Genomic DNA, 19,959 nt, shown 5'->3' on the forward strand with positions numbered 1-19,959 from the left:
TGTGCATGGAGATGATCGCCGACACCGGTCGCATGGCCTCGCTGGACCTCGTCGAGCTCAACCCCGCGCTGGACGAGCGCAACAAGACGGCACTGGTGGCCGTGGACCTCATCGAATCCCTGTTCGGGAAATCGACGCTGATGCGCAAGTGAGCTCGGTGCGAGGATGGCGGGCATGAAGACCCTGCTGCCCAGCCTGCTCGCCCTGTTCGCCGGCGCCGCCCTCGCCCAGGCCCCCGCCTCGGACACCGAGCGCTACACCCTCTTCCACGCGCCCGTCACGCTGCTGCGCAACGCCCAGCTCTTCGACGGCACCGGCTCGGCGCCGCGCGAGCACATGAGCGTGCTGATCCGCGACGGCCGCATCGCCTCCGTGGCCCCCGACGCCGAGCTCAAGGCCCCGGCCGGTGCTCTGGTGAAGGACCTGGCCGGCGGCGCGCTGATGCCCGGCTTCGTGCTTCTGCACGAACACCTCTTCTATCCCACCGAGCGCGGCAGCTACGGCGCCTTCTTCCAGAGCTTCCCGCTGCTGTATCTCGCCGGCGGCGTGACGACACTGCGCACGGCCGGCAGCATGAGCCCCTATGCCGACCTCAACACCTGGAAGGACATCCGCGACGGCAAGGCCCCCGGCCCCGACATCGACGTGACGGCCCCCTTCCTGAACGGCATCCAGGCCTTCGTCGCCCAGGTGCCGCGGCTGGCCTCGGCCGACGACGCCGTGCGCCAGGTGGGCTACTGGGCCGACGTGGGCGCCACCTCGTACAAGGGCTATATGCACCTGACGCGCGAACAGCTGGCGGCCATCGTCCAGGCGGCGCACGACCGCAAGGCCAAGGTGACGGCCCATCTTTGCGCCGTCACCTATGCGGAGGCCACGGCCATGGGAATAGACAACCTGGAGCATGGCTTCTTCGCATCCAGCGACTTCGTCGAAGGCAAGCAGCCCGACGCCTGCCCCAACGGCGACGCCGTGCCGCGCTCGCTGGACGCGCTGGCCGTCGACGATCCGCGCATGGCCGCGCTGCAGCGCCGGATGATCGACGCCAAGGTCGCGCTGACCTCCACGCTGACCATCTTCGAGACCTTCTCCTACGGCCGCCCCATGGCCCCGGCCGGCGCGCTGGACCTGCTGATGCCTCAGCTGCGCGAGCAGTACGTGGCCCGCTACACGGCCATACAGCGCGGCGGCCCCAACGCCTACGGCCGCGTCCTTCCGAAGAACATGGTCTGGGAGAAGCGGTTCGTCGAGGCCGGTGGCCTGCTCGTCGCCGGTACCGACCCGACCGGCTATGGCGGCGTCGTGCCGGGGTACTCGTCGCTGCGCCAGTTCGAGCTGCTGCGCGAGGCCGGCTTCGACGCCGCGGCCGCGGTCAAGGTCATGACCGCCAATGGCGCGACCTATCTGGGCCGCGAGGCCGACGTCGGCCGCGTCGCGCCGGGCCTGCGCGCCGACCTGGTCGCCTTTGCCGCGCCGCTGGACGCCGCCAAGCCGACCCTGCCCGAGGTCGCCTGGACCATGAAGGCCGGGCGGGCCTGGGACCGGGCCAGGATCCTGAGTGTCTGGAAGGGACAGGTCGGCCTGCGTTGAGCCCATCGCCAAGGAGAACGTGAGATGGGCGCCAAGACCTGGATGCTGGTCTACGCCGCCGGCTGCGCCAGAGAAGCGCTGGCCGCCGCGCCCGTGCTGGACCGGCAGGCCACCCAGGCCTGGCTGGCCCGGCTGTTTCCCGGGGAGACGCTCCTGGCGCAGGACGACGGCGACCTCGGCTACACCCATCCGCCCGACGACCAGATCTTTGCCGGCTGCTTCGGGGACGGCCTGGCCGTCGTCGCGGCCGGGGAGTTCGGCCTGGACCGCCCCTCGATGCTCGACGAGCGCTTCCTGCTGGCGGCCGAGGGCCGCCGCGTGCATCTGCACGCCATGCACAGCGTGGCCGACTGGTTCGCCTTCGCCGTCTGGGACGACCGCCGCCTGCTGCGCTCGCTCAGCCTCTCGCCGGACTCCGGGTTCATGGAGAACATCGGCGAGCCGCTGGACTTCGAGCGCCCGTTCTGGAACGGCGAGCGCCCTGCCGACGACCCGCAGACGCTGGCGGCGGGCGAGAAGCCCTATCCCCTGCCCTTTCACCCGCTGGATCTGGGCGAGGCCGCGCTGCAAGCCTTGTTTGGCTACCAGCTCGAGGGCGACATCGATGCCAGCCTGCTGGAGCCCGAGTCCATCCCGTTGATGCACTTCAGGCGCAGGAGGAAGTCCTGGTTCCGGCTCCGATGAGGCGCGGGGAATAAAGCCCCGCGTGGCGCGGTAATTGAAAGCGCCAACACCGGAGCTTCCCATGCTGCGCGCCCCCCTTGCACTGCTGGGCCTCGCCGCCGCGTCGATCGCGGCCGCCGCCCCTGCCGACGCCAACCGCGGCCAGGCCATCTACCAGGCGCGCTGCGCCACCTGCCATTCGCCCGACTTCAACGGCGTCGGCCCGGCCCACCGCGGCGTGTTCGGCCGGCTCGCCGGCTCGGCCAAGGGCTTCACGAACTACTCGCCGGCACTGAAGCGCTCGGGCCTGGTCTGGACCGAAGTCAATCTCGACCGCTGGCTGGCCGACCCCGAGGCCCTGGTGCCCGGGCAGGCCATGGGCATCAGCCTGCCCGACCCGGGCGAGCGGGCCGACGTGATCGCCTTTCTGCGCAGCCTCGCCAAGGCCAGGGAATAAATCCCGCCGCCGGCCGGTATCGCTTGAGGTCACCACTCTTGCGGGCAAACGACCATGCAGCGACGCGACTTCCTCCAACTCGCCGGCCTGGGCGGCGGCGCGATCTTCTCGGCCTCGCTGGCCGGCTGCGCGACCGCGGGCCGACCACAGGACGAGTTCTACTTCGTGCAGCTTTCCGACGCGCACTGGGGCTTCCAGGGCCCGCCCAACCCCGACGCGCGCGGCACCCTGCCCAAGGCCGTCGCAGCCGTCAACGCGCTGCCCAAGGCGCCGGACTTCATCGTCTTCACCGGCGACCTGACTCACACCACCGACGACCCCGTGGAGCGCCGCCGCCGCATGACCGAGTTCCGGCAGGTGGTGAGCGACCTCAAGGTCAAGACCGTGCACTTCATGCCCGGCGAACACGATGCGGCGCTGGACCGCGGCGCCGCCTTCAAGGAGATGTTCGGCGACACCTACTACCGCTTCGACCACAAGGGCGTGCACTTCATCGCGCTGGACAACGTCTCCGACCGCGGCACCACGCTGGGCGCCGAGCAGCTCGCCTGGCTGCAGGCCGAGCTGGCCAAGCTGGACCGGGACGCGCCGCTGGTCGTGCTGGCGCACCGGCCGCTGTTCCCGCTGGTGCCCAAGTGGGACTGGCACACACGCGACGGCGAGCAGGCCCTGGCGCTGCTGATGCCGCACCCCAACGTGACCGTCTTCTACGGCCACATCCACCAGGAGCACCACCAGATGACGGGCCACATCGCCCACCATTCGGCGCGCTCGCTGATGTTCCCGCTGCCCGCGCCCGGCACGGCCGAGAAGCCCCTGCCGGTGGCCTGGGACCCGGCTGCGCCCTACCGCGGCCTGGGCTGGCGCGAGGTGGAGGTGGAGGGCGCCAAGACCGAGCGCGTCGAGCATGCGGTGTCCGCCACATGAAACGCCGTCAATTGCTGCTGATGGGCGTCGCTGCTGGCGCGGCGCTGAGCGGAGCGCGCGCCCAGACGCCGCGCGAGATCGAGGTCACGGCCCAGCGTTTTCGCTTCACGCCCAACGTGATCCCGCTGAAGGCCGGCGAGCCGGTCGTGCTGCTGATACGCTCGCTGGACTTCGCGCACGGCTTCTTCGTGCCCGACCTGGACCTGCGCACCGACCTCATGCCCGGCCGCGTCATCCGCCTCGCCTTCACGCCCCCGGCCCCAGGCCGGCTGGCGTTCCTGTGCGACAACTTCTGCGGCGATGGCCACGAGGGCATGGACGGCCATTTCGAGGTGGCATGACCGACCGCCATCGCTTCGAGGCCTCCGTGCTGCCGCTGCTGGACGCCGCGCACAACCTCGCGCGCTGGCTGCTACGCGACGCCGCCGCGGCCGAGGACGCCGTGCAGGAGGCCGCGCTGCGCGCCTTCCGCTACTTCGCCTCGCTGCGCCCCAACGAGGACGCCAGGCCCTGGTTCCTCGGCATCGTGCGCAACGCCTGCTTCACGGCCCTGGCCCGCGAGCGTGGCCGCGCCGACGTGACGCTGCTCGACGAGGACGCCTGGGACCACCTCGAGGCCCAGTCGCCCAGCCCGGCGCCCGACCCACTCACTGCGCTGGGCATGCGGCGTGAACAGCGCCTCGTCGATGCGGCGCTGCGTGCGCTGAGCCCACCGATGCGCGAAGTCATCGTGCTGCGCGAGCTCGAAGGCCTGGACTACCGCGACATCGCGCAGATCGCCGGCATCCCCATAGGCACGGTGATGTCGCGACTGTCGCGCGCCCGCGCCCAACTGAAGCGCCAGCTCAGCCTGGCCGGACTGCCCTGATGAACGACGACGACCTCTCCCGCCTGTTGCAGCAGCACGCCAGCCGCCACCCCGCGGATGAACGCCTGCGCGCGGCCGTGCGCACGCAGATGACGCTGCAGGCCGCCGCGCAGGAGGCACGCCCCAAGGCGTCGGCATGGACGGCATGGCGCGAGCGCCTTGCGCAGATGACGCGCATCCACCCGGCACTGGCCGGTGCGGGCGGCCTGGCGCTGGGCGTCGCGTTGACGCTGCTGGCCCTGCTCGTCGCACCGCGCCTGAGTCCCGACGGCACGCTGCCAGACGAGCTCGTTGCCGCCCATGTGCGCGCGCTGCAGGTCGGCCCGCTGTACGAGGTCGCGTCCAGCGACCGCCATCAAGTGAAGCCCTGGTTCCAGGGCCGGCTGGACTACGCGCCCACCGTGCTGGACGGGCCGCTGCGCGAGCAGGGCTTCGCACTGCTGGGAGGTCGCGTACAGGCCGTGCGGGGCCAGCCCACGGCCGTGCTCGCCTACCAGGTGCGGCTGCACAAGATCGACCTCTACACCTGGCCGAGCGAACACGGCGCGGCCCCCGAGAAGCTGCAGCACCGCGGCTTCAACCTGGTGCGCTGGAGCGACGGTGCGATGCAGTACTGGGCCGTGTCGGACGTCGACGGCGCGGAGCTGGAGCGCTTCGCCGCGGCCTGGCGCGCGGCGGCGGCGCGTTAGCGTCGCGCACGGCTGCCCAGCACCAGGGCGATGCCGCCGAGGATCGCGGCCGAGGCGAACGCCAGCCGTGGCGTCAGCGCCTCGGACAGCAGCAGCGCCCCGCCCAGGGCAGCGATGGGCGGCACCGACAGCTGCACCGTCGCCGCACGCATCGCCGACAGCCCCTTCAGCGCGGCATACCAGATGACGTAGCCTATGCCCGAGGTCAGCGCGCCGGAGGCGATGGCCAATGCGACGCCCGCCGGGGTGGCGTGCGCATGGGCGACCGTCAGCAGGCTCAGGCCCAAGGCCAGCGGCGTCGCGCGCAGGAAGTTGCGCGCCGTGGCGAGCAGCGGGGCGGCGGCCGCGCGCCCGCGCAGCGAGTACACGCCCCAGGCCACGCCGGCGCCGGCCATCAGCAGCGCGCCAAGCAGCGGGGGCGCGCTCAGGCCCGGCGACACCAGGTAGACCAGCCCGCCCACGGCCAGCAGCAGGCCGGCCCAGGCGACCGGCCGGAACGACTCGCCAGCGCGCAGGCCTGCGCCGATCATGGTGACCTGGACCGCGCCGAACAGGATCAGCGCGCCGGTGCCGGCGCTGAGCGTCAGATAGGCATAGGAGAAGCACGCCACATAGGCGAACAGCATCGCCGCGGCCGGCCAGTCGGGCCGGCCCGGCGCGGCGCGGCCGGCCTGCAGGCGCACGATGAGCCCCAGCACCAGCGCGCCGGAAGCCAGCCTGACGCTGCCGAAGCTGGCCGGATCGATGCTGGGCTGCTGCAGCGCCAGCCGGCACAGCAGCGAGTTGGCCGCAAAGGCAAGCATCGCGAACGCGGTCAGCAGCAGGATGCGCGCGCGCCCGGCCATCGCGCTACACCTGCCCCAGCGCCAGCATTGCAGCCCATGCCAGCAGCGCCACGCCGAGCGGCGCGCTCAACCGCCGCCCCCAGGGCAGGTTCTTCTCGATGGCCATCACCGCGGCCAGCAGCAGCATCCAGCCCAGGCTCCCCGCGCCCACGACAAACATCAGCAGCATCAGCGCCCAGCAGCAGCCGACGCAGAACAGCCCGTGATGGACGCCCAGCAGGAAGGCCTGCCGGGCCTGGGCGCGGCCGCGCCAATGCTCGATGACGAAGCTCAGGGGCGTGCGGCATTTGTCCAGGCAGCGATGCTTGAGCGTGCTGAACTGGAAGACGCCGGCGCCGGCAATGATGGTGGCGGCGATCAGCCCGCCATGCCAGGCCAGCAGGGGCAGGCGGGTGATGCCGGCCAGCAGGGCCGCGTGCAGCGCATGCACCAGCAGCCCGAAAACGCCCCAAACGGCCAGATAGCCCAGGCCCAGCAGCGTCAGCAGCCGGCCATGGTCGGGTCGCTGCGCGACCAGCTTGTCGAAGGCGGTGAACAGGGGCAGAGTGCTGGGCAGCATCATCGCGGTGATCATCAGCACCCATGCCGCGCCGTACAGCACGGCAGGCACGACGATGCTGCCCGCCGGCACCGCGCGGCACAGGAAGGCCGCCGGCCCGGATACGGTCCAGTCGCCATGATCCAGGTAACGCCCGTAGGGGGTGCCCGCCCAGGCCCACAGCGCAACCCAGGCCAGCACGACCAGCGCGGCGAGCACGGGCAGGAACACGCGGCGGTGACGCGCTGCGTCGACCATGGGTCGGCCCGACCCTGCCGCTCAGGCATCGAAGACGAAGGTGCTTTGCAGCGCGTTGTGGTTCTTGATGTTCACATCGATGCCGATGGCGGCATTCTTCGAGCGGTACGTCGGTGCCTTGCCGACGAATACCGGCGCACCGGGCACGGTGGAGAACACCGTGTCCGACAGGGTGGTCTGGCCGCCGGTGGCGCCCAGATAGGGCTCGAGTTCGGCGTAGTAGTCCCGCCCTATCGCCAGCGTGCCCTTGCCGCCCACCACGTCGAACTGGATGGGCGCCCGCTCCACCGACACCACGTTACCGATCAGCTTGGCGAGGTCAGCGATGGGGCCGCCGGCCTGGCCCGTATAGACCTTGAGCAGCGCCTCCTCCTGGGCCTTGGAGGCCTTGTCGTCGACGAAGATGGCCGCCGTCCAGTTGCCCTGCAGGATGTTGCCCGGCACATGGGCCACCGCGGCAATGGTGCAGCCGCTGACGTCCACGCCGTCGATCGCGCCCTTGTCCACATGCCAGGACACGATGGTGTCGCAGGTGCCGTTGTCGGGATCCTCGCCGATCCAGCAGGGGCAGAGGACGCGGCAGTTGCAGACCTCCAGCAGGCGACCTTCCAGGTGATAGCTCATGACGGACCTCCTGTGAACAACGCCGGGGCGCGCTTGCGGAAGTGCCACCGCGTCCCAGCGCGGATGGGCAGTCATGCTACGCCGCGCTGTCGGTGGAGTCATCTCCCTACATCGCAGCGAAGCGGCACCCTAGGCGCTGGCGATCCACCCTTCCAGCGGGTCCACGCCCTCCGGCCAACCGTGACGCGGCTGCGCTGCCGCCCACGCCGCCTGCAACATCGCCAGCACCGCATCCAGGCTGTCGCCGCTCGCATCGGCCACCAGCTCGTCGCGCTGCGCATGGCTGAGCTTGAGCCGCAGTCCAAGCCGCGTGCGCCCCTGCTCCAGCGCGTCGACGATGTCCTTGCGCGCGATCAGCCGCTCGGGCGTCTGTGCCGCCTTGGTGTCGCTCTTGTAAGAGCGCCGCCCCACCAGCTCGCGCGCCAGCAGGCCCGGGTAGGCCTCCAGCGCGACGCGGCTCGCGTCGCCGGCCAGGTGGCCTGACAGGTGCACGCCCGCCGCGATCAGCCGCGGCACGCCGGCATGCAGCATCCAGGCCACCGGCGGGTTGACCCACTTCATGCTCGGGCTGGCACCGGCCGGCCCGTCGCAGGCACGATGGGCGAACTTGCCGCCCGCCGGGCGCGCGGCGCAGAAGGCGGCAAAGCGGTCGCGGATGTCCTCGCGGCTCAGCGCCGAGTAATGCGCCATCAGCGCCGCGTAGTCCATCGGCCATCCCAGCGTCTCGACGAGTTCGCGCGGCAGGCCGAAGGGCAGGTCGAAGCCCGCCACCCAGGGCCCCGGCCGGGCCAGCCAGCCGGAAAAGTCCTCCAGGCTGTATAGCGCTACCAGGCCGTTCAAGCGGACAACGGCGGCATGGCGCTGGCCGCCGGCGACCCGGATGGGCTTGGCCGCGCGGGGCGCACTCGTGAAGTCGACCCCGAAAACGACTGTGTCAGACATGGCCGGCATTCTCGGTCTAGGCAAAATTGCCAGCTTCAATGCCACATCCGCTCAACCTTCCCGCCTCGCCCGACGACAGCGCCAGCTTTGACGCCGCGACGTTCGATGCCGCCTTCGCCATTGCGCGTCAGCAAGCCGCGGCGGGGTTCTATCAGGTCTCCAGCGACGCGCTGGAGCAATTGCTGTCGAACTGCCCGCCGACCGAGCTGCGCCGCCGCGCCGAGGCGCTGGCCCTGCTGGCCCACCAGTACCCGCGCCTGGGCAGCCTGACCACCAGCGCCCGCTACGCCACCGAGGCCCTGGCCCTGGCCGAGCGCCTGGGCGACGACGGGCTGCGGGCCGATGCGCTGATCAGCCAATGCTATGTCTACGGCCAGTTGCTGATGGGCCGCGAAGCCCTGGCGTCGGGCATGAAGGCCCTGGCCGCGGCCCGCCGCGCGGCCGACCCCGTGCGCGAGGCCTGGGCGCTGAACCGCGTGGGCGTCGCCTATTCCAGCCTGGAGAACCCGGCCCAGGCCTGCGCCTCGACCGAGCAGGCCATGGAGATCGCCGCCAGCAACGCCGCGCCGGAAGTGCTGTTCTCCTGCCACAACAACCTGGCCTATTTCTGGCTCCGCCGCGCCGAGGACGCCCAGGCGCTGGGCGCCGACGCCGCGGTGCTGGCCGAGGCACTGGCCAGCGCCCGCCGCACGGCCGAGCAGGCCACCGCGCTGGCGCGCCTGTCGGGCAGCCCTTTCCAGGTGGCCGTCGCCGTGTCCAACCTCGTCAACGCGCTGCTGGCCGGCGGCCTGCTGGACGAGGCCTTGCCGCTGCTGAACGAGTTCGGCCACCTCTCGCACGACCATGGCTACCGCACGCTAGCCATCGAGGCCGACGTGCAGCGCGCCGTCTTCCTGCGCCAAAGGGGTGAGCCGCTGCAGGCCGCGCGCATCCTGGCAGCCCTGCTGCACGCCGCCGCCGAGCCGCCTCCCAAGCTGCGCCGGCTACTGATACGCGCCCTCTACGAGACGCACAAGGCCTGCGGGCAGTATCGCGAGGCGCTGAGCTGGCTGGAGGAGCTTGTGGGCCTGGACCGCCAGATCAGCCGCGACAACCTGGCGCTGCAGACCGAAGTCATCCTGATCCGCGACCAGGTCGAGCAGGCCCAGGCCCGCGCCGACAGCGCCGCCGCCGACGCCCGCCGCGAGCGCGCCCGCGCCGCCCATCTTGAGAACGAGCAGCAGCGCCTGCGCGAGCACGCGATGGCGCTGGACCGCGCCGCCCACGAGGACGTGCTGACCGGCCTGCACAACCGGCGCCATGCCGAGTTCGCGCTGCCCCTGCTCGTGGAGGGCGCGCGCATGGCTGGCCAGGTCATCAGCGTCGCGGCGCTGGACGTGGATCACTTCAAGAAGATCAACGACACCCACGGCCACGCCGTCGGCGACGCCGTGCTGCAGCAGCTCGCCCAATTGCTGCGCCACCGCCTGCGCAGCGCCGACCTGATGGCCCGCATCGGCGGCGAGGAGTTCCTGGCCGTGCTGGTGGGCATCGCGCCGCCGCAGGCCGCCGAGATCTGCGAACGCCTGCGCCTGGCCGTCGTCGAGCATGACTGGGCGGCCATCACGCCGGGCCTGGTCGTGCGCATCAGCGTCGGCATCGCCGGCGGCGCGTTGCAGCCGCAACAGCAGGGCGACAGCCTGCTCAACCGCGCCGACCGCGCGCTGTATGCGGCCAAACGCGGCGGGCGCAATCGTGTGCACGTTGACTAGGCGCCCTAGACTGGCAGCATGAACCCCGTCCTCATCGAAGTCCTGCGCGGCGGTGCCGTCGAATCCCGCCATGCCGGCGCGCTGGCCGTCGTCGACGCCTCCGGCACCGTACACACGGCGCTCGGCGACATTGACCGCCCCATCTTCCCGCGCTCGGCGGTCAAGCTGCTGCAGGCCCTGCCGCTGGTGGCCAGCGGCGCTGCCGAGAGCTACGGGCTGACCGATGCCGAGCTGGCCCTGGCCTGCGCCTCGCACAGTGGCGAGCCCGAGCATGTCGCCACGGCCGCAGGCGTGCTGGCCAGGCTGGGATTGACGGCCGACGCGCTGGAATGCGGCACCCAATGGCCCAGCCGCGAGCCGGTGCTGCGCGGCATGGTCGCTCGCGGCGAGCTGGCCACGCCGCTGCACAACAACTGCTCGGGCAAGCACAGCGGCTTCGTCTGCGTGGCGTGCCTGATGGCGCGCAGCGCCGGCGCGGAGCCGGCCGAGTTCGCACGCGGCTATGTGGCGGCGGAGCACCCGGTCATGCGCGAGGTGTCGGCGGCGCTGTCGGCCACGACGGGCGTCGACGTCGAACGGGCGCCGCGCGGCACCGACGGCTGCTCCATCCCCACCTTCGCGCTGCCACTGCGCTCGCTGGCGCTGGCCTTCGCCCGTTGCGGCACAGGCCAGGGCCTGTCCGAGGGCCATGCGCGCGCGGCGCGCCGGCTGCGCCAGGCCGCCGCCGCGGCCCCCTTCATGGTGGGGGGCACGGACCGCTTCGACACCCGCGTCATGCAGGCCTTGGGCGAGCGCCTGTTCTGCAAGATAGGCGCCGAGGGCGTCTACTGCGCCGCCCTGCCCGAGCTGGGCCTGGGGCTGGCGCTGAAGATCGACGACGGCGCCGCACGTGCCGCCGAGGCCGCGATGGCCGCCGCGGCCCAGGCACTGCTGAAGAGCGGCGATGAACTGCTGCACGGCTACAGCCACCTGGCGCTGCGCAACTGGCGCGGCATCCACGTCGGCTCGCTGCGGCCCGCGCCAGACCTGGCCGGGGCCTTCGCGCCGGCGCCGTAGAGGGGCGCCCCCGGGGCTGCAGGCCTCGTAGAAGGCCTGGATAGTCGATGGCCGACCGCGCGCGCCCGTCAGCCGGCGGGCGGCGGCGCAATCCGCCCCTTCACCGCCTCCAGCAACGGCCCCACGATGTCCAGCGGCAGCGGGAACACGATGGTGGAGTTCTTGTCGGCGGCGATGACCGTCAGCGTCTCGAGGTAGCGCAGCTGCAGCGCCTGCGGATGGCGCGCCAGGATCTCGGCGGCCTCGCTGAGCTTGGTGGCGGCCTGCAGCTCGCCTTCGGCGTGGATCACCTTGGCGCGGCGCTCGCGCTCGGCCTCGGCCTGGCGCGCGATCGCGCGCACCATGGTCAGGTCGATATCCACGTCCTTGATCTCGACATTGCTGACCTTGATGCCCCAGGAGTCGGTCTGGGCGTCGAGGATCTTCTGCACATCGAGGTTGAGGCGGTCGCGCTCGGACAGCAGGGCGTCGAGGTCATGCTTTCCGAGCACGGCGCGCAGGGTGGTCTGCGCGAGCTGGCTGGTGGCGACCAGGAAGTTCTCGACGCGGATCACGGCGCGCTCCGGGTCGACGACCTTGAAATACAGCACCGCATTGACCTTGACCGAGACGTTGTCGTGCGTGATGACGTCCTGCTTGGGGATGTCCATCACGATCAGCCGCAGGCTCACGCGCACCATCTGCTGCAGCGCCGGGATCAGCAGCACGAGGCCGGGCCCCTTGACCGCCAGGAAGCGGCCGAGCATGAAGACGACGCCGCGCTCGTATTCGCGCAGCACGCGTACCGATGCCGCCAGAAGGAACAGCAACAGGACCAGCAGCAGCGTGGACATGAGCCCTCCGATCATGGCGAGGCCTCCTCGACGGCGACGCCGAGCGTGAGGCCGTCAACAAGCAGCACGCGCACGCGCTCGCCCGGCCGCAGCGCGCGCTCGGTGCGCACCCGCCAGCGCTCGCCCTGCAGGCTGGCCCAGGCGTCCCGCCCGTCGACTTCCAGGACTTCGCCAACCAGGCCCACCATCGTCGACGCGCCGCTGGCAGGCGGCCGCCTGCGCAGCCGCGCGGCGGACGCGGCCAGCCAACCAACGAGCGCCAACGACACCAGCGCCAACGCGGCGATCAGAGGGCGCGACACGCCAGTGCCGGGTGCGTCGCTGTCGACCAGCATCAGCGCGCCGAAGGTGAACGCCACGACCCCGCCTATCCCCAGCGCGCCGTGGCTGGGCACGAAGGCCTCGCTGGCGAAAAAGGCCAGGCCGAGCAGCAGCAACGCGACACCGCTGCCGCTGAGCGGCAGCGTCTGCATGCCGAACAGGGCCAGCAGCAGGCAGACGGCCCCCGCCACGCCGGGCGCCACGAGGCCGGGGCTGGAGAACTCGAACAGGATGCCGTAGAAGCCGACCAGCAGCAGCAGCATCGCGACGCTGGGATCGCCGACGGTGGCGAGCAAGCGGTCGCGCCAGTCCGGATCCCAGCGTTCGACGCGCCCCCCCGCGGTTGCCAACGTCGCGGTGCGGCCATCGGCCAGTTGCACCGTTCGGCCATCGAGCTGCCGCAACAGGTCCGGCAGGTCGCGGGCGACGATCTCCACGACATGCTGCGACAAGGCCTCGCCCGCCGACAGGCTCATCGCTTCGCGCACGGCACGCTCCGCCCATTCGGCGTTGCGGTGGCGCAGCAGCGCGAGCGAGCGGATGGCCGCGGCGGCATCGTTGACGCGCTTGGCCTCCAGCGCGTCATGCGGCGCGGTTGGCGAAGCCGCGCCCGGGCCGCTTGGGGAGGGCCCGGCCGGATGCGCGCTCGGCATCGGGCCGATCACGACTGGCGTCGCCGCGCCCAGGGTGGTCGCCGGCGCCATCGCGGCGACATGGCTCGCATAGAGGATGAAGGTTCCGGCGCTGGCGGCGCGCGCGCCCGACGGACCGACGAAGGTGGCCACCGGTACCGGCGACGCGAGGATCGCCTTGACGATGGAGCGCATGGACGTTTCCAGGCCACCCGGTGTGTCGAGCTGCAGCACGACCAAGCCCGCGCCGCGCTGGTCCGCCCGTTGCAGCCCACGTTCGACGTAGTCGGCGCTGGCCGGGCTGATCGCGCCTTCGACGCTCAACAACACCACGCCATGCCCGCCGCCGGACGCGGCGGGAGGCGTCTGGGCGCCAGCGAGCGATACAAGCCACAGCACCAGCGCACACAGCGGAATGGCCCGCCTGCACATATCAGGATAGTAGGCTCCGCGCGAACCTTATTCCATGCCGATGGGATTCCCGCTCGACGGCGTGAGCTCCGGCTCGAACATGGGGACTCGACCCGCGAGCGGCGGAGCGTGTCCCCGGGCTCGGGGCCTGAAATCCATCGGCCAGGGGCGCCCGCTCGATTGACTTCGCCCTGCACCGTCGGCAGCGCGAGATGGGCGCCCCCTGCCCTGCCGGGACGCCCCTCAGCTCAACCTGAACACCGCCACCGACCGCGACAGCTCGTCGGCCTGCTGCTGCAGGCTGGCGGCGGCCGCAGCGGATTCCTCGACCAGCGCCGCGTTCTGCTGCGTCATCTGGTCGAGGTTGGCGATGGCCTGGCCGATCTGGCCGATGCCAGTGCTCTGCTCGCCGGTGGCATGGCTGATCTCGGAGACGATGGCGCTGACCCGTGCGATCGCCTCGATGATCTCCTGCATGGTCTGGCCGGCCCGGGCGACCAGGGCCGTGCCGCTTTCGACGTTCTCGCCGCTACCGAGGATGAGCCCCTTGATCTCCCGGGCGGCCTCCGCCGAGCGCTGGGCCAGCGTGCGCACCTCGCCGGCGACGACGGCGAAGCCGCGGCCCTGCTCGCCGGCGCGCGCCGCCTCCACCGCCGCGTTCAGCGCCAGGATATTGGTCTGGAAGGCGATGCCGTCGATGACGGCAATGATGTCGCCGATGCGGTTGGACGACGCGCTGATGCGGCCCATGGTCCGTACGACCTCGTCCACCACCGCGCCGCCTCGGCGCGCCACCTCGGCGGCATCCGCGGCCAGTTGGTTGGCGCGGGCAGCCGACTCGGCGTTGTGCGTGACGCTGGCTGTCAGCTCCTCCATCGCCGAGGCCGTCTCCTGCAGGTTGGACGCGGCCTGCTCGGTGCGGTTGCTCAGATCCTGGCTGCCGACGGCCACCTCGCGCGAGGCGGTAGCGATGCTGTCCGTGCTGTGGCGCACGCCCGTAACGACCCGCGCCAGCGCGTCCTGCATGCCCTGCACGCCGCGCATCAGCGCCGCCGTCTCGTCGCGCCCCTGGGCCCTGACGGGCTGGCTGAGATCCTGGCCGGCGATGCGCTCGGCCGTCTTCACGGCGTGGGCAAGCGGCGCCAGGATGGAGCGGATGTTGAGCGTCGTGTAGGCCGCCAGCAGCAGCACCGCGGCGACGACGACGCCCATCAGGTTGCGATGGATGTCCTGCTCATGCGTGTCCAGCAGCGCGACCTGCGCTGCCGAATGCCGATCGACCTTGTCCGTCATCTCGCCCAGGGCCTTGTCCATCGCCCGAACAGGCCCCTTGAGGGGCTCCAGCGCCCGGTTGGCCGCCGCCGTGTCGGCGAACTCGCCCCTGGCCATGCGATCCAGGAGGGCGTCGAAGCCGCTGCGGTAGTCCTGCAACGCCCGCTGCAGCTCGTCCGGCATGCGCTTCACGTCGGAGGGCACGTCGAGCGCGGCGATCCGGCCCAGGCTGGCGGAGACCTTGTCGAAGGTCTGGTTCCAGTCCTTGCGGTAGCGCTCGACGGCCTTGGCGTCGGCGAGATTGATCAGCAAGTCCTTCTCGTACCGGCGCAGGTTGCCGACGCCGGCGCGTATGCCGGCCAACTGGGTCAGCGACTCGACGTCATTGTCGACGTAGTGCACGAACTCCGCCTTGGACTGCGCCAGGCTGCGCAGGCCTTGCATGCCGACCACCAGCATGGCAAACACCGCGAGCGCGGCCAACGCGAGCAGCCGCGCCTTGATCGTGAAATCGCTGAGCCTCATCGCCTTCCCTCGCTGGAGTCGTGGCGCGAGACTAGCCCTTTGCCAGGAGTTCGACTAGCCGGCGGATCCCCACAGTTCGCGCATCGCCGCCTCGAAGGCGTCGCCCACGCGCCCCGGTGCACGCCAGGGCCGTGCCCGGCCCGCCACCCAGACTGACTGCCAGGGCGAACCATTGCTGCCGAAGACGACGGCATCGAGCAAGGCCTCGTCGGGCAGGCCGCGCAGCGCATCGGCCTCGCGGTTCAGCACCAGCGCATCGGCGCGCGCACCGGGCGTCAGGCCCCAGGCCGTGAAGCCGGCCGCGCGGGCGCCGCCGGCCACCGCCGCGTCAAACAACCGCGCCGCGCTGGACGGCTGGCTCCCCGGCGCCGCCGCGACGTTGCGCTGTCGCAGCCCCAGCCGCTGGCCGTACTCCAGCCAGCGCAACTCCTCCACCCAGCCGCGCGTGACCTGGCTGTCCGAGCCCACCGTGAGCGGCACGCGATGGGACAGCCAGTGCGGCAGGTCGGTCAGGCCGTCGCCGAGGTTGGCCTCGGTGCCCGGACAGATGACGATGCCGGCGCCGCTGCGCGCCACCGCCTCGATCTCGGCGCTCTCGGCATGCGTGGCGTGCACGAGCTGCCAGCGCGGGTCAAGACAACCCTGCTCGGCCAGCCATTGCAGCGGGCGCATGCCGGTGGCTTGCAGGCAGTCGGCCACCTCGGCCGTCTGCTCGGCCACGTGGATGTGGATGGGCAGGTCGGCCGCGCCGACCAGTTGCTGCAGTCGGGCGATGTCCTGCGGCGCCGCGCCGCGCAGCGAGTGCAGGGCCACGCCCGCATTCACGCGCGGAAGGCCGGCGGCCGTCACGCGCTGGCAGGCGCGCCAGACCCAGTCGGCATCGGCCTCGAAGCGATGCTGGTCGGGCCTGAGGCCGGCCGCGCCGAAGCCGCTGCGCGTGTAGACGACGGGCAACAGCGTCAGACCGATGCCGGCGTCCTGCGCGGCCTCGGCCAACGCCCAGGCCATGTCCAGCTCGTCGTCGAAGGCCTGGCCCCCGTGGGCCGGGTCGGCAGGATGGTGCAGGTAGTGGAACTCGCAGACATGGGTGTAGCCGCCGCGCAGCAGCTCAGCGTAGAGCTGGCTGGCCACGGCGCGCAGCTGCTGCGGCGAGATACGCAGCGCCAGTGCATACATGCGGTCGCGCCAGCTCCAGAAGTCGTCCTGCCCGGCCTCGCGACGCTCCGCCAGGCCCACGAAGGCGCGCTGGAAGGCGTGGCTGTGGGCGTTGACGAGGCTGGGGATCAGCGGCCCGGCCAGCACCTCGGCACCGGGCGGCGCGGGCACGTTGATGGCGATGTCGGACCAATTGCCGCCGGCGTCCACACTCAGCAGCACGTCGCGCTGCCAGCGACCGTCCACCCAGGCCAGCGACGCGTGCAGTTGCTTCAGGGCCTCCATGCGAGCATCTCCTGCAGCAACCCCTCGAGCAGCGGCGCGACCTGGGCGGCGCGCGCCGCGTCGAAGGCGCCTGCCGGGTCGGCGGCCTCGTCCATGTAGCAGCGCTGGCACATCTCCAGCTGCACCGCATGCACGCCCGCGCCTGGCCGGCCATGGTGGCGGGTGATGTAGCCGCCCTTGAAGCGGCCGTTGACGACGTGGCTGAAGCGCTCCTGGCCCGCCAGCAGGCCGCCCAGGCGTTCGGTGATGGCCGGCGCGCAGGAGGCGCCGTCGGCCGTGCCGAGGTTGAGCGCCGGCAACTCGCCTTCGAACAGCCAGGGCAGCTCGGAGCGGATGCTGTGGCCGTCGAAGAGCAACGCGTAACCGTGCTCTGCGTGCAGGCGCCGCAGCTCGGCGCCGAGGGCGTCGTGATAGGGCTGCCAGCAGGCCTCGCGGCGCGCGGCGATCTCCGCGGCGTCGGGCTCGGCGCCCTCGCGGTACAGCGGCTCGCTGCTGAAGAAATGCGTCGGCACCAGGCCGGTGCCCCCCGAGGCACCGGGGTACAGCGGCTGGTCGTCAGGCGGGCGGTTCAGGTCGATGACGTAGCGGCTGAAGCGCGGCACGAGCAGGCTGGCGCCCAACCGGTCGGCCAGCGGGCGGTAGAGCCGCTCCAGGTGCCAGTCGGTGTCCTCGCTGGCCAGGGCGCGCGGCAGCAGGCGGCCGTGCAGCTCCGGCGGGATCTCGGTGCCGACGTGGGGCAGGCTGATCAGCAGCGGCACGCGGCCCTGCTGCAGGCGAAAGACGGTCATGCTTCTCCCTGGCTTCCTTTGCGAACCCGTTCTATCAGCGGGTTATGGCCGAAACATGCTGCCAGCTCGCGCGGATGTCCGCCATCCCAGACACAGAAGTCGGCGCGCTGGCCGGCGACGAGCCGGCCACGATCCTGCAGCCCCAGGGCGCGCGCGCCGTTGACGGTCAGGCCGCGCAGCGCCTCCTCGGGCGTCATCCGGAAGAGCACGCAGGCCATGTTCATCATCAGGAGTGGGGACAAGGTCGGCGAGCTGCCCGGGTTGTGGTCGGTCGCGAGGGCGATGGGCACGCCGGCCTCGCGCAAGGCCTCGAGGGGCGGCAACCGGGTTTCGCGCAGCGCGTAGAAGGCGCCGGGCAGCAGCACGGCCACCGTGCCGGCCTCGGCCATGGCCTGGATGCCTGCGGGGCTGAGATGTTCCAGGTGGTCGCAGCTGAGCGCGCGGTAGGAAGCGGCGAGCTGTGCGCCGCCCTGGTCGCTCAGCTGCTCGGCATGCAACTTGACCGGCAGGCCCAGGCGCCGCGCGGCGTCGAACACGCGGCCGACCTGGGCCGTGCTGAAGGCGATGTTCTCGCAGAAGGCGTCGACGGCATCGACCAGGCCTTCCCCATGCAGCTCCGGCAGCCACAGGCAGACGGCGGCAATGTAGTCGTCGGCGTCGCCGAACTCGGGCGGCAGCGCGTGAGCGGCGAGATAGCTCGTGCGCACGTCCACGCCCAGGCCCTCCAGCCGGCGTGCAACGCGCAGCATGCGTGCCTCGGTAGCCGCGTTCAGGCCGTAGCCGGACTTGACCTCCAGCGTCGTCACCCCCTCGGCCATCAGCGCCAGCACCCGCCGGGTGGCCGAGGCCAGCAGTTGCTCTTCCGTCGCGGCGCGCGTCGCGGCCACGGTGGACTTGATGCCCCCCCCGGCCCTGGCGATGTCGGCATAGCTCGCGCCATGCAGGCGCTGCTCGAACTCGTCCGCACGGTTGCCGCCATAGACGAGGTGGGTGTGGCAGTCGACGAGGCCGGGCGTGACGAGGGCGCCCTTCAGTTCCACCACCTCGTCGGCCGCAGGCGCCTCGGCGCTGGGCCCGACCCAGCGCAGCAGGCCATCGTCATCGACGAGCAGCGCGCCATCCTCAATCAGCCCCCAGCCGCTGTCGCCCGCCAACGTCGCGAGGTGCCCGCCACGCCAGAGCTTCATCCTTCGTCGCTCCAGGTCAGCCACCAGGCGTTGCCCTCGCCGGTGAAGACGCAGCTCTGCGCCATGGGCTGCTCGCACCAGGCCAGCGTCAGCGGTGCCATCGGCATCGCGCGGTGGCCATGCTCCAGCAGCCCGCCGTTGACGGTGAACAGCCCGACCCAGGGCGTCCGGGGCAGCAGCACATGCCGGGCCGGCTCGACCTCGAGGTTGCCGCGCCGCTCCATCACGTTGAAGACCTCGGTCTCGCCCTTGATGAGCTCGGCCTCCGGCGCCAGCCCGCCGTCGAAGCGCAGCGGCTCGTCGCCGATGCTCTGCGGCCAGTCGAACAGGCGCAGCCCGGCACCGCCGATGACGGCCAGCCAGCGGTGCACGCCGGGAAAGGCCGAGAACGGCCCGTTGTCCTGCACGCGGGCGACGCTGATGCGCAGCGCCCAGTCATGGGCGTGCGGCCAGGCGAGCAGCTCACGCGTCGTGCCGCCCTTGTTCTTCCAGGCCTGCGGCTCGACGTCGACCGCGCTGACCTTGCTCCAACTCATGTTCTCGTCCTTGACTTGGCTCCGCTCGGCGGAGGAGTTTTGCATTCTCCGCAGCCACGGCCGGCAAACCTCATGCCGAGAAGCTCCCTTGCAATTGGTAACGAACGCCCGGGTGGGTCAGCTTCACCGCGGTGACAGCGACACCTCGGCTGTAGGTGATGCGCTTGACGACCAGGCACGGGTCGCGCCGGTTGATGCCCAGCAGCCTGGCCTCGACCTCGCCGGGCAGCGCGGCCTCGATCATGTAGCGCGCCTCGGACAGCGGCGCCACGTCCAACAAGTAGTGCGTGGGCGTGACGCGCGTGAAATCCTGCGCCAGGTAGTCCGGTGCGCAGGCCGGGTTGACGGCGCGCTCCTCGCATTGGATGGCGACGCCGTTCTCCAGGTGCACGATGAGGCTGAGGAACACCGGCGCGCCGCGCTTGAGCCCCAGCTCCGCCGCCTGCTGCGGAGTGGCCTTGCCCTTCACGAGGGCGTGCACGCGCGCCTCATGCGCGCCGCCGCGCTCGACGATCTCCTCGTGCACGTCCCGCACGTTCAGCGTCGACGAGATGCGGTGCAGCTGGGCGACGAAGCTGCCCACGCCCTGCACGCGCTCGATCAGGCCCTCCTGCACCAGCTCACGCAGCGCACGGTTCACCGTCATGCGACTGACCTCGAACTGCGCCACCAGCGCGCCCTCGCTGGGCAGCAGGTCGCCGGCCACCCATTGCCCGCTGGCAATGCCTTCGCGCAGATGGTTCTTGACCTTGAGGTACTGGGGCTCGGGGCTGGTGGGGGCTCTCGACATGGCGTCCATCCTAGTT

General features: G+C 71.5%; 22 protein-coding genes. 10 read left to right on the forward strand and 12 right to left on the reverse strand.

The features are described 5' to 3' along the window. The 8 genes from JOY88_RS08150 to JOY88_RS08185 all read left to right on the forward strand — a co-directional run. On the forward strand, nucleotides 1-152 hold a 152-nt coding region (locus JOY88_RS08150; RefSeq protein ID WP_293501790.1), incomplete at its 5' end, for an arginase family protein. A 22-nt stretch (nucleotides 153-174) separates the two neighbouring features. After that, complete coding sequence (locus JOY88_RS08155) at nucleotides 175-1,590, forward strand: amidohydrolase family protein (protein WP_293501762.1); 1,416 nt, start codon at nucleotides 175-177, stop codon at nucleotides 1,588-1,590. A gap of 24 nt (nucleotides 1,591-1,614) precedes the next feature. Then, complete coding sequence (locus JOY88_RS08160) at nucleotides 1,615-2,274, forward strand: DUF6928 family protein (RefSeq protein WP_293501763.1); 660 nt, start codon at nucleotides 1,615-1,617, stop codon at nucleotides 2,272-2,274. Between the two features lie 61 nt (nucleotides 2,275-2,335). Next, entirely contained in the window at nucleotides 2,336-2,710 is a 375-nt protein-coding gene (locus JOY88_RS08165) for a c-type cytochrome (protein WP_293501764.1), read from the forward strand. A 54-nt stretch (nucleotides 2,711-2,764) separates the two neighbouring features. Beyond that, nucleotides 2,765-3,637 (forward strand): metallophosphoesterase family protein, encoded by an 873-nt coding sequence (locus JOY88_RS08170; RefSeq protein WP_293501765.1) that lies wholly within the window; start codon nucleotides 2,765-2,767, stop codon nucleotides 3,635-3,637. Further along, a complete protein-coding gene (locus JOY88_RS08175; protein WP_293501766.1) occupies nucleotides 3,634-3,978 on the forward strand; it encodes a cupredoxin domain-containing protein in 345 nt (114 codons plus the stop codon). Before JOY88_RS08170 ends, JOY88_RS08175 begins: the two co-directional genes overlap by 4 nt. After that, complete coding sequence (locus tag JOY88_RS08180; protein ID WP_293501767.1) at nucleotides 3,975-4,505, forward strand: sigma-70 family RNA polymerase sigma factor; 531 nt, start codon at nucleotides 3,975-3,977, stop codon at nucleotides 4,503-4,505. The genes JOY88_RS08175 and JOY88_RS08180 overlap by 4 nt, the downstream gene beginning before the upstream one ends. Next, nucleotides 4,505-5,194: an anti-sigma factor family protein gene (locus tag JOY88_RS08185; RefSeq protein WP_293501768.1), complete on the forward strand. Its 690-nt coding sequence runs from the start codon at nucleotides 4,505-4,507 to the stop codon at nucleotides 5,192-5,194. The genes JOY88_RS08180 and JOY88_RS08185 overlap by 1 nt, the downstream gene beginning before the upstream one ends. Here JOY88_RS08185 and JOY88_RS08190 read toward each other — a convergent pair. From JOY88_RS08190 to JOY88_RS08205, 4 genes are all read right to left on the reverse strand, one after another. Next, nucleotides 5,191-6,039 carry a DMT family transporter gene (locus JOY88_RS08190; protein WP_293501769.1) on the reverse strand — a complete coding sequence of 283 codons (849 nt, stop codon included), beginning with the start codon at nucleotides 6,037-6,039 and terminating at the stop codon, nucleotides 5,191-5,193. The two genes, JOY88_RS08185 and JOY88_RS08190, sit on opposite strands and share 4 nt — an antisense overlap. 4 nt (nucleotides 6,040-6,043) lie before the next feature. Continuing rightward, complete coding sequence (locus tag JOY88_RS08195) at nucleotides 6,044-6,835, reverse strand: DUF2182 domain-containing protein (RefSeq protein ID WP_293501770.1); 792 nt, start codon at nucleotides 6,833-6,835, stop codon at nucleotides 6,044-6,046. Between the two features lie 21 nt (nucleotides 6,836-6,856). Then, entirely contained in the window at nucleotides 6,857-7,459 is a 603-nt protein-coding gene (locus JOY88_RS08200) for a DUF1326 domain-containing protein (protein WP_293501771.1), read from the reverse strand. A 129-nt stretch (nucleotides 7,460-7,588) separates the two neighbouring features. Then, nucleotides 7,589-8,410, reverse strand: coding sequence for a DUF429 domain-containing protein (locus JOY88_RS08205; RefSeq protein WP_524539199.1), 822 nt, complete (start codon nucleotides 8,408-8,410; stop codon nucleotides 7,589-7,591). Nucleotides 8,411-8,439: 29 nt separating this feature from the next. Between JOY88_RS08205 and JOY88_RS08210 the strand changes: the two genes are divergently transcribed. Together JOY88_RS08210 and JOY88_RS08215 are read left to right on the forward strand one after the other, a co-directional pair. Beyond that, nucleotides 8,440-10,152 (forward strand): GGDEF domain-containing protein, encoded by a 1,713-nt coding sequence (locus JOY88_RS08210; RefSeq protein WP_293501773.1) that lies wholly within the window; start codon nucleotides 8,440-8,442, stop codon nucleotides 10,150-10,152. An 18-nt stretch (nucleotides 10,153-10,170) separates the two neighbouring features. Beyond that, nucleotides 10,171-11,208 (forward strand): asparaginase, encoded by a 1,038-nt coding sequence (locus tag JOY88_RS08215; RefSeq protein ID WP_293501774.1) that lies wholly within the window; start codon nucleotides 10,171-10,173, stop codon nucleotides 11,206-11,208. 68 nt (nucleotides 11,209-11,276) lie between these two features. On the opposite strand, the gene JOY88_RS08220 is transcribed toward JOY88_RS08215, so the two are convergent. From JOY88_RS08220 to hutC, 8 genes are all read right to left on the reverse strand, one after another. Next, nucleotides 11,277-12,056 carry a slipin family protein gene (locus JOY88_RS08220; RefSeq protein WP_293501775.1) on the reverse strand — a complete coding sequence of 260 codons (780 nt, stop codon included), beginning with the start codon at nucleotides 12,054-12,056 and terminating at the stop codon, nucleotides 11,277-11,279. Further along, on the reverse strand, nucleotides 12,053-13,426 hold the full coding sequence (locus tag JOY88_RS08225) for an NfeD family protein (RefSeq protein WP_524539200.1): 1,374 nt from the start codon (nucleotides 13,424-13,426) through the stop codon (nucleotides 12,053-12,055). The genes JOY88_RS08220 and JOY88_RS08225 overlap by 4 nt, the downstream gene beginning before the upstream one ends. A gap of 222 nt (nucleotides 13,427-13,648) precedes the next feature. Further along, nucleotides 13,649-15,202: a methyl-accepting chemotaxis protein gene (locus JOY88_RS08230; protein WP_293501777.1), complete on the reverse strand. Its 1,554-nt coding sequence runs from the start codon at nucleotides 15,200-15,202 to the stop codon at nucleotides 13,649-13,651. Between the two features lie 54 nt (nucleotides 15,203-15,256). Further along, nucleotides 15,257-16,642: a formimidoylglutamate deiminase gene (gene hutF, locus JOY88_RS08235; protein ID WP_293501778.1), complete on the reverse strand. Its 1,386-nt coding sequence runs from the start codon at nucleotides 16,640-16,642 to the stop codon at nucleotides 15,257-15,259. Next, nucleotides 16,630-17,430 (reverse strand): N-formylglutamate deformylase, encoded by an 801-nt coding sequence (gene hutG / locus JOY88_RS08240; protein WP_293501779.1) that lies wholly within the window; start codon nucleotides 17,428-17,430, stop codon nucleotides 16,630-16,632. The genes hutF and hutG overlap by 13 nt, the downstream gene beginning before the upstream one ends. Next, nucleotides 17,427-18,617, reverse strand: a complete 1,191-nt coding sequence (gene hutI / locus JOY88_RS08245; RefSeq protein WP_293501780.1) for an imidazolonepropionase — start codon at nucleotides 18,615-18,617, stop codon at nucleotides 17,427-17,429. The genes hutG and hutI overlap by 4 nt, the downstream gene beginning before the upstream one ends. Next, on the reverse strand, nucleotides 18,614-19,153 hold the full coding sequence (locus JOY88_RS08250) for a HutD/Ves family protein (RefSeq protein WP_293501781.1): 540 nt from the start codon (nucleotides 19,151-19,153) through the stop codon (nucleotides 18,614-18,616). The genes hutI and JOY88_RS08250 overlap by 4 nt, the downstream gene beginning before the upstream one ends. Before the next feature lie 70 nt (nucleotides 19,154-19,223). Beyond that, nucleotides 19,224-19,943, reverse strand: a complete 720-nt coding sequence (gene hutC / locus JOY88_RS08255; protein ID WP_293501782.1) for a histidine utilization transcriptional repressor HutC — start codon at nucleotides 19,941-19,943, stop codon at nucleotides 19,224-19,226. Between the last annotated feature and the right edge of the window lie 16 nt (nucleotides 19,944-19,959).

It is taken from the genome of Roseateles sp. (genome assembly GCF_019237615.1).
Taxonomy (GTDB): domain Bacteria; phylum Pseudomonadota; class Gammaproteobacteria; order Burkholderiales; family Burkholderiaceae_C; genus Pelomonas.